This is a genomic window from Parabacteroides sp. merdae-related_45_40, from assembly GCF_001915675.1.
In genome coordinates, this window is sequence record NZ_MNQY01000052.1 from 27,062 (window position 1) to 35,147 (window position 8,086).

Sequence of the window (8,086 nt, forward strand, 5' to 3'; positions counted from 1 at the left end):
GTGTCTTCTTGCAATGTAATATTAAAGGTTGTCTGACCTTTTACCGGCACTTCCAATGTCTTAAAACCGATATAAGAGATTTGCAATACAGCATCATCCGGTACATTTTCAACAGTAAATGTACCGTTCACATCGGTAATGTTACCGATCGTTGTTCCTTTGACGATCACATTGGCACCAATAACAGGGTCTCCAAAATTATCAACCACAGTACCCGTCAAAGTCCGACCTTGTTGTATAACCATCACTTCACGATCCAATACCGGAACAGCAAATGCGGCATTAACAGAAAAAGCAGACATTAATAAGCATAAGGCTGAGGCCTTCACTATCCCATTTGGGGATAATAGCTTAGATTCATTCATCATTTTTTTGCTTTTAATTTAACATGAACACATTAAAATTCAGAAAATTGAAAGAACTATCTTCCAATCTATATTTTTTAATTTTATTTTTTGTAATTCAATAACAATATTAGCCGATCTTAACACAATTACAGTAACACAGGGCAGCAAAAAGAGTATCATATTCAACCTATGACCGATTATGACACTCTTTTGTACAATCAGGACACTACACAAAAAAACAATAAAAGATTATTTCGCATTTGTAAAGTCTGTCGACAGATCAACCCCTGCATCCAAATGACACGCCAAACACTTGACATGTAATGACACTCCAAAATCGGAAAGACAAGAAAAACGACAATTCAAGACGAACCGATATTTCAACAGAAATAGAAATATGACCAAAAAGGGGGTATTGTCTGCTTTATCCAATTATATCGGATAAACCGAATTAAAGACTACGAATAAAAATCAGTTACATTTGGAAACGCCCTATTGCATCCGTCGATACTCTCCCGGTGTAACTCCGTATTTGGCTGAAAACTCACGATAAAAATAGGACTTGTTGGAAATTCCGACCTGATAGATGATTTCTTGCACACTCAGGTTCGTCGTGACTAAAAGCCGGGCAGCATGCATCATGCGGTAGTCCTTGATAAAATCACTCGGTGTCAACGGTGAAATTTTTTTAAAACGACGATACAAAGCACGGGTATTCATGCCTAATTTGTCGGCTATAAGTTCAGGACGCAACGTATCCTGAGCAAGGTTTTCCTTAATTATAGCTGTCACAGAATCCATAAACTCCTTATCTTCCTGATGGATCAACTGGCCGCCGGACTGCTCATAAGCGCTTTCCGGAGAATAATAATAGTCTTTCAGTTCTTTTTTATTCGCCATCAATCTGTTCACAACGGAATGGAGCACTACGGATGAGAATGGCTTGGTCAGGTATACATCGGCACCCAGATCCAATCCTTCCGCCTGTTCGCTTTCCGAGACTTTTGCCGATACTACGATTAAAGGTATATGCCGGGTGAACTTATCAGACTTGATACGGCTGATCAACGCAAACCCATCCATACTCGGCATCATGATATCCGTAATAATCAAATCAGGAGTTTGCTGGTCCATCAAGGCCAAAGCCTCTTCTGCATTAAATGCCTCCCGAACGGCATATTCGGACGATAAAGTTTCCTTAATCAGCCAAACGATATCCCGGTTATCATCAACCACCAAGATAACCGGATTACCGATATTCCCAGTGGTTTCGGCAGCCACTGCCGAAACCACTGGTTGTGCAACCGGAACCTCTTCATCGGCTTGTTCGTCTAAATCCATTTCCTCGACCTCCAGATAAGGCAACGTAACGATAAATCCGGCAGATTCCCCCTCCTTGCTTTCCACATTTATCTCACCACGAAGCAACTGGACCATACTATGGCAGATGAAAAGTCCTAATCCGTTTCTGGAAGTCATCTGAGTATAATTATTTCCATCCAAATCTCCTAAGATATGAAAACGATCAAAAATCGTTTTCAAGTCAGCTTCCGCTATCCCCTTACCCGTATTATATACCTTTATTATCAGAGACTCATTTTCTATCCGGACAGAAACATCAATCGTACCTCTCTGTTCCGTGTACTTGAATGCATTCGACACCAAATTGCGTATAATCTTTTTCAAACTGGGTACATCCGTATTCCAATAAACCGGTTTATCAACATCACTGAAGGTAAAATTGATCCCGTTCTGCTCCGCAACAGGTATAAACGATTCGCATTGCTTCCGGATCAAACTGCTTACGGACACCCGTTTGATCTGTATATGACTGAATCCGACCTCCTCGATCTTTCTGATATCCAAAATTTCCTGGATCAACTCATTCAGATTTGTGACATTCTCACCCAGGATACGGGCATACTTCTCCAATTTCCCATCAGCCAATCGGTCAGCGGATATCTTGATATAATCATTTACGCCATTAATCAAAGTCAAAGGCGTACAAAGCTCATGCGTGATGTTGGCAAAGAAATTCAACTTCGCTTCATATAGTTTTTCTTTTTGCTCTTCTCTGATTTTCCGGGCGACTTCGGCCTGTTTTTCCACAATCCGGCGGCGCAGCCAATACACGATACCCAAACATATGGTCGCCAGTACCAAACCATAGGCAATCATGGCCCAAGAACCGCGGTACCAGGGAGGCAACACCCGTATATGCAAAAAAGACTCCTTGGCATCCGAATCGAACACATCATTCTTGTAACGGACTTTCAAAACATAATTGCCATAAGGTAACTTCGTAAAAACAACCTCGTTATCTTTCTGCAGTTCGGTCCATGATGTATTATAGTTTTCCAATAAGTACGAATACTCATAGTTTTCCCCGTGTATATAGTCGGTCGCCACAAAAGAAATCGAAAATGTGGATATGTTGGGGGGAATGGTCACATATCCGGTTTTCTGATCCGTATAGTCATACAAACTATGCGTTTCATGCCCCATCTTCATTTCAAAAAAATGTAAGGCCGGCTTATAATTCTCCTGCCGGTCGTTTTGCGGATCTACCCATATCACCCCGTTAATCCCACCGAAGAACAGTTTTCCCGTGTAAGGGCACTTCCAATAAGCATCATCCGAGAATTCCGTCACATCCAGATCAGGACTTTCATAATTATGAAAAAAACGATTGTGAGGATTATATTTGGTAAGTCCCTTATTCGTACTCAGCCAAACACAGCCGTCAGAATCTTCCAGAATACCGTGAACCATATCATTCTTGATACCGTCGATCCTGCTATATTGGCGTACTTCCGCCGGGTTCCCAGAATGTAATTTCATCTGTGTCATACCAGAACTCGCCCCCTGATAAAAAGTAGAATCCTTGCTATAACACATACAAAGCACATCCCCTACCGCCCGGTTACCGGCATTATTCATCGGAATAAATTCGTATTTCTTAGTCAACAGATTAAAACGAACCAATCCATATCCCCCACGGCTCCCTAAATAAAGAAGAGAAGCCTCATCATCATAACTCATAGAATGGAACTCATTACAAATCTTTCCATCCTTTTCAAGGATAAAAGACTTTACATATTTAATCACAAGCTCCCCCCCTTTTCTACCAATAACAACTTCCAGCAAACCATCTCCGGTCGTTGCCATCCATAACGTCGAATCATTCACTTCACGGATGGCATGGACATATCTGATCTTTGTATCAACAAGACTTGCCATCGTATGGACTTTCTTGTCCACTAAGGAATAATATGACAACCCCGGTCCTTCTGTCCCGATCCACACCCAGGGATAATAGTTACTTTTACGGAAACAATAGACACGATCACTAGACAAGCCGCTCGATGTTGTGAAGTGTTTGACTTTCTCGGCTGGTATTTTTCCTTTTTCATAGGAATCATAATCTTCCACACGCACAAAACCATTTCCTTTAGTTCCGAACCAAATTGTTTTCTCATCCTCGGTATAGATCGAACGGACCGGATTCCGCACGACAATCGGCAAACTCTTGAGTTGAATCCCTGAAAATCGGTTATACTTGTCATAATACATCCGGACTCCCTGCCCGTCCGTCCCCACCCATAGGATATCCTGCTTCCGGTCAGGTAAAACACAAAATAGCCCGACATCAAACCTCAATGCCTCTTCCTGATTATCGATGTTTAGCAAAAGCCCGTTCCTGAAAACCAAGTAGGGGACGGAATGAAACAAAGCGATACGGGAAAGCTTTCCATATTGCTCCATCCAGCCGGTAAGGTCGGCCAGATACTCTTTCCTGCGATCTTTCATCCGGTAAGAATAAAAGTGGTTTTCCATATCCACATAATACAAAGTGCCATCGAGGTAATAAGCACGGTCAATTTCCTTTTCATGAATCGGAGTTTTCTTTATGTCCAATACCAAGGGAAAAGACTCAAAATCCGGACAAATCTCAAGCAGGCAGCCATCGGCGTCAAGAATAAAGAATTGCCTTTCTCCGTTTGCAAACAAGACTTTGGATACTTCTTCATTCATTCCCTGTACATGTACATCCTGAAAAGAGCCGGTTTCGGGAGAATAGCAGGAGATAAAATCTTTTTGCTTTATGAGCAGTGTATTACCAGCCGAATCAGACACCACATTCAAACATTCGGGATATTCCGTGTAGGACTCCGTCACCTTCCGGTCTTTCAGCGAGAACCGATTCAATCCCATAGAAGTCGATACCCACAGAAATCCATCCCCACCATACACGATTTTATTGATGATATTACTGCATAAGGTATTCTTGTTATTCGGTTCAAAGCGAAATACATATGTATTCTTGCCGTTATACAGATTCAAACCGTCGTAGGTACCGATCCACATATAACCGTTCTCATCCTGATACATGTCAAGGATAGCATTATTTGACAAATCTATATTATTTGCCATATGCAGGGAAATCCCCGCAGACACCGGACAAGAAAAAAGGAACAAACAGACAATAACAGCCCTTACAAAACGGAAAAATGCCGCATATCTGGTATCTATATAGGATAAATTCATAATAACGATTATTAGGCCACAAATATAGCAAATAATGTGTCAATTTTTTCTTACTTTTGCGCCAAACGTCTGTAACTAATAAAGTATTAATCGTTTTAATACATAAATATATGAAAAAGTATCTTCCTATCGCCGCTTCCGTCCTGCTTCTTGCAGCCTGTAGCGAAAAACCGGGTTACGAAATTACCGGTACCGTTTCAAACAGTGATTTGAATGGTAAGTATGTATATCTCTATGAATATGGGGTAAAAGATGCTGCACCATTGGACAGCGCCTTAGTACAAAACGGATCTTTTGCTTTGAAAGGCACACAAAACGCTCCTGCCCTCCGTACTCTCCGTTTTTCGGAAGAAGTGGTTGAACCGGTGCGTGTCGCTCCCGGAGAAAACGCTCCGTTCATGGCAACATTCGTACTTGAAAACGGAAAATTAGCAGTCGTGCTGGACTCTACTTCCACTGTTAGCGGTACTCCCGAAAATGACGCACAAAAAGAATTGCAGGCCAAAATCAAAGACTTACGTTCTGGTATAGACAAATTGGTCGCCGATATGAAGTCGGGCGATGAAAATCTGATAAAGCAGGCGGAAGCCAAATATGAAGAGATCGACCGTAAGATTACGGAAACCGTTGTCAACTACATCCTGGCTCATACAGATAAACAGTCTGCCGCCAAGAACCTCTACGATTTCCGTTACAACATCGACGAAGAGCAGCAAAATGAAATCATCTCCAAAGCAGATTCTTCTTTCAAGTCCGTTCCGGGAATCAGCTATATGATCGATCATCTGAATGTTTTGAAAAAGGTAGCCATAGGACAGAAGTTCACTGATTTCGAAATGCCGAACGCTAAAGGTGAGGTGCACAAACTTTCCGAATACGTCGGTAACGGCAAAGTCGTCCTGATTGATTTCTGGGCATCTTGGTGTCCTCCCTGCCGTGCAGAAATGCCGAATCTGGTCAAAGCCTACAAAGATTACAAGGACAAAGGATTCGATATTGTCGGTATCTCGTTGGACAGCAAAGCCGATGCGTGGGCCAAAGGCGTAAAAGACCTAAACATCACCTGGACACAACTGTCCGACTTGAAAGGTTGGCAGAACAGCGGTGCCGCTCTTTATGGTGTCAACAGCATCCCTCATACCGTACTGGTTGACAAAGACGGTACAATCATCGCCAAGAACCTGCACGGTCAGGAGTTGGAAGATAAAATTAAAGAAGTTTTGAAATAACCGGTCCTGTTGCACGGCTGAATTTTAAATTTTATCTTTGTGCGGTCTTTTAAAAGCGATCTTACATTAAAATTAGCATAAAGTTTTATTATCACTTTAATATAATAAATTAGCGATTATGATTTATTCACATGAAGTTCAACACATGTGTGTTGTAAAGAAGGGAGCTAACCACCAGTGTGCTCCGATTCCTGAAGAAGGAAAGTGGGTTAGAGCAACTCAGATTTCTGATATTTCTGGTTTGACACACGGTATCGGTTGGTGTGCACCGAAACAGGGTGGATGTAAGCTGACTCTGAACGTTAAAGAAGGAATTATCCAGGAAGCACTTGTAGAAACTATCGGTTGCTCCGGAATGACTCACTCTGCTGCTATGGCTTCAGAAATCCTGCCGGGCAAAACACTGTTGGAAGCATTGAACACTGACCTTGTTTGTGACGCTATCAACACTGCAATGCGCGAATTGTTCCTGCAGATCGTTTACGGTCGTACACAGTCTGCTTTCTCTGAAGGTGGTCTGCCTGTCGGTGCCGGTCTGGAAGACTTGGGTAAAGGTCTGCGCAGCCAAGTAGGAACCATGTTCGGTACATTGGCAAAAGGTCCTCGTTACTTGGAAATGGCAGAAGGTTACTGTACTCGTATGGCTCTCGATGCTGACGATGAAGTAATCGGTTATGAATTTATCCACTTAGGTAAATTCATGGATATGGTGAAGAAGGGTATGGATGCTAACGAAGCACTGGAAAAAGCCAAAGGCTCTTACGGTCGTTTCAAAGAAGCTGTAAAATATATCGATCCTCGTAATGAATAAGAAGACACTGACACGCGTCCTTCTCGGGCTGATCGCTATCACCACAGTGGCAACGGTTATCGCTTACTTCGTGATTAAGCCGGACCGTCCCTGGATGGCTTTTTATGTGGCCTGCTGCGGCGGTGTACTTGTTTTCAATTTTCTGATATCTTTATTTCTGGTAAATAAGAATTTAAAAAAGTAAAAAATAATATGGCTTTATTTGAAAGTTATGACCGCCGTATCGATCATATCAACGCGGTTTTAAAAGAATATGGTATCAACGGTATCGAAGATGCAAAGGCTATCTGCGACGCTAAAGGTATCGACCCTTATACAATGTGTAAGGAAACACAACCTATCTGTTTCGAAAATGCTTGCTGGGCTTACGTTGTAGGTGCTGCAATCGCAATCAAGAAGGGCTGCACCAACGCTGCCGAAGCTGCTGAAGCTATCGGTATCGGTCTGCAGGCATTCTGTATCGCCGGTTCTGTTGCCGACGATCGTAAAGTTGGTATCGGCCATGGTAACCTGGCAGCTCGTTTGCTTCGTGAAGAAACAAAATGTTTCGCATTCCTGGCTGGTCACGAATCTTTCGCAGCAGCCGAAGGTGCTATCAAGATCGCTGAAATGGCAAACAAAGTTCGTAAAGAACCGTTGCGTGTTATTTTGAACGGCCTAGGTAAGGATGCTGCTAAAATCATTTCCCGTATCAACGGCTTCACTTACGTTCAAACTCAGTTCGACTATATGACTGGTGAAGTAAACGTAATCGAAGAAAAAGCATACTCAAACGGTCTGCGTGCAAAAGTTAAGTGCTACGGTGCTGACGACGTTCGCGAAGGTGTTGCCATCATGCGTAAAGAAGGTGTTGACGTGTCTATCACAGGTAACTCAACTAACCCGACTCGTTTCCAGCACCCGGTTGCAGGTACTTACAAGAAAGAATGTATGGAAAACGGTCACCCGTATTTCTCTGTAGCTTCAGGTGGTGGTACAGGCCGTACCCTGCACCCGGATAATATGGCAGCCGGTCCTGCTTCTTATGGTATGACCGACACGATGGGCCGTATGCACGGTGACGCTCAGTTCGCTGGTTCTTCATCCGTACCTGCTCACGTTGAGATGATGGGATTCCTGGGTATGGGTAACAACCCGATGGTAGGTGCTAC

General features: G+C 42.9%; 6 protein-coding genes (1 of these 6 only partly in view). 4 read left to right on the forward strand and 2 right to left on the reverse strand.

Translation table 11 applies throughout. The annotated features are described in order from the left end of the window. Together BHV83_RS08760 and BHV83_RS08765 are read right to left on the reverse strand one after the other, a co-directional pair. On the reverse strand, positions 1–368 hold the 5' portion of the coding sequence (locus BHV83_RS08760; RefSeq protein ID WP_286757405.1) for a carboxypeptidase-like regulatory domain-containing protein. Its footprint begins 76 nt before the window's first position; 368 of the gene's 444 nt are visible here — the first part of the coding sequence; it begins with the start codon at positions 366–368; its stop codon lies beyond the left edge, outside the window. 471 nt (positions 369–839) lie between these two features. Further along, positions 840–4,895 carry a hybrid sensor histidine kinase/response regulator transcription factor gene (locus BHV83_RS08765; RefSeq protein WP_286757406.1) on the reverse strand — a complete coding sequence of 1,352 codons (4,056 nt, stop codon included), beginning with the start codon at positions 4,893–4,895 and terminating at the stop codon, positions 840–842. Positions 4,896–5,005: 110 nt separating this feature from the next. Here BHV83_RS08765 and BHV83_RS08770 point away from each other — a divergent pair, with 110 nt between their 5' ends. The 4 genes from BHV83_RS08770 to BHV83_RS08785 all read left to right on the forward strand — a co-directional run. After that, complete coding sequence (locus BHV83_RS08770; RefSeq protein WP_005640914.1) at positions 5,006–6,124, forward strand: redoxin domain-containing protein; 1,119 nt, start codon at positions 5,006–5,008, stop codon at positions 6,122–6,124. 118 nt (positions 6,125–6,242) lie between these two features. Continuing rightward, positions 6,243–6,935 carry an iron-sulfur cluster assembly scaffold protein gene (locus BHV83_RS08775; RefSeq protein WP_005640918.1) on the forward strand — a complete coding sequence of 231 codons (693 nt, stop codon included), beginning with the start codon at positions 6,243–6,245 and terminating at the stop codon, positions 6,933–6,935. Beyond that, positions 6,928–7,119: a hypothetical protein gene (locus tag BHV83_RS08780; protein ID WP_005640920.1), complete on the forward strand. Its 192-nt coding sequence runs from the start codon at positions 6,928–6,930 to the stop codon at positions 7,117–7,119. The genes BHV83_RS08775 and BHV83_RS08780 overlap by 8 nt, the downstream gene beginning before the upstream one ends. Positions 7,120–7,127: 8 nt before the next feature. Then, positions 7,128–8,086: GGGtGRT protein (locus BHV83_RS08785; protein WP_286757407.1), on the forward strand; the 959-nt coding region annotated here is incomplete at its 3' end.

Bases quoted from the DNA above. Each gene is read 5' to 3' on its own strand.
- BHV83_RS08770 (WP_005640914.1), top strand. From the start codon at position 5,006: ATGAAAAAGTATCTTCCTATCGCCGCTTCCGTCCTGCTTCTTGCAGCC.
- BHV83_RS08765 (WP_286757406.1), bottom strand. From the start codon at position 4,895: ATGAATTTATCCTATATAGATACCAGATATGCGGCATTTTTCCGTTTT.
- BHV83_RS08780 (WP_005640920.1), top strand. From the start codon at position 6,928: ATGAATAAGAAGACACTGACACGCGTCCTTCTCGGGCTGATCGCTATC.
- BHV83_RS08775 (WP_005640918.1), top strand. From the start codon at position 6,243: ATGATTTATTCACATGAAGTTCAACACATGTGTGTTGTAAAGAAGGGA.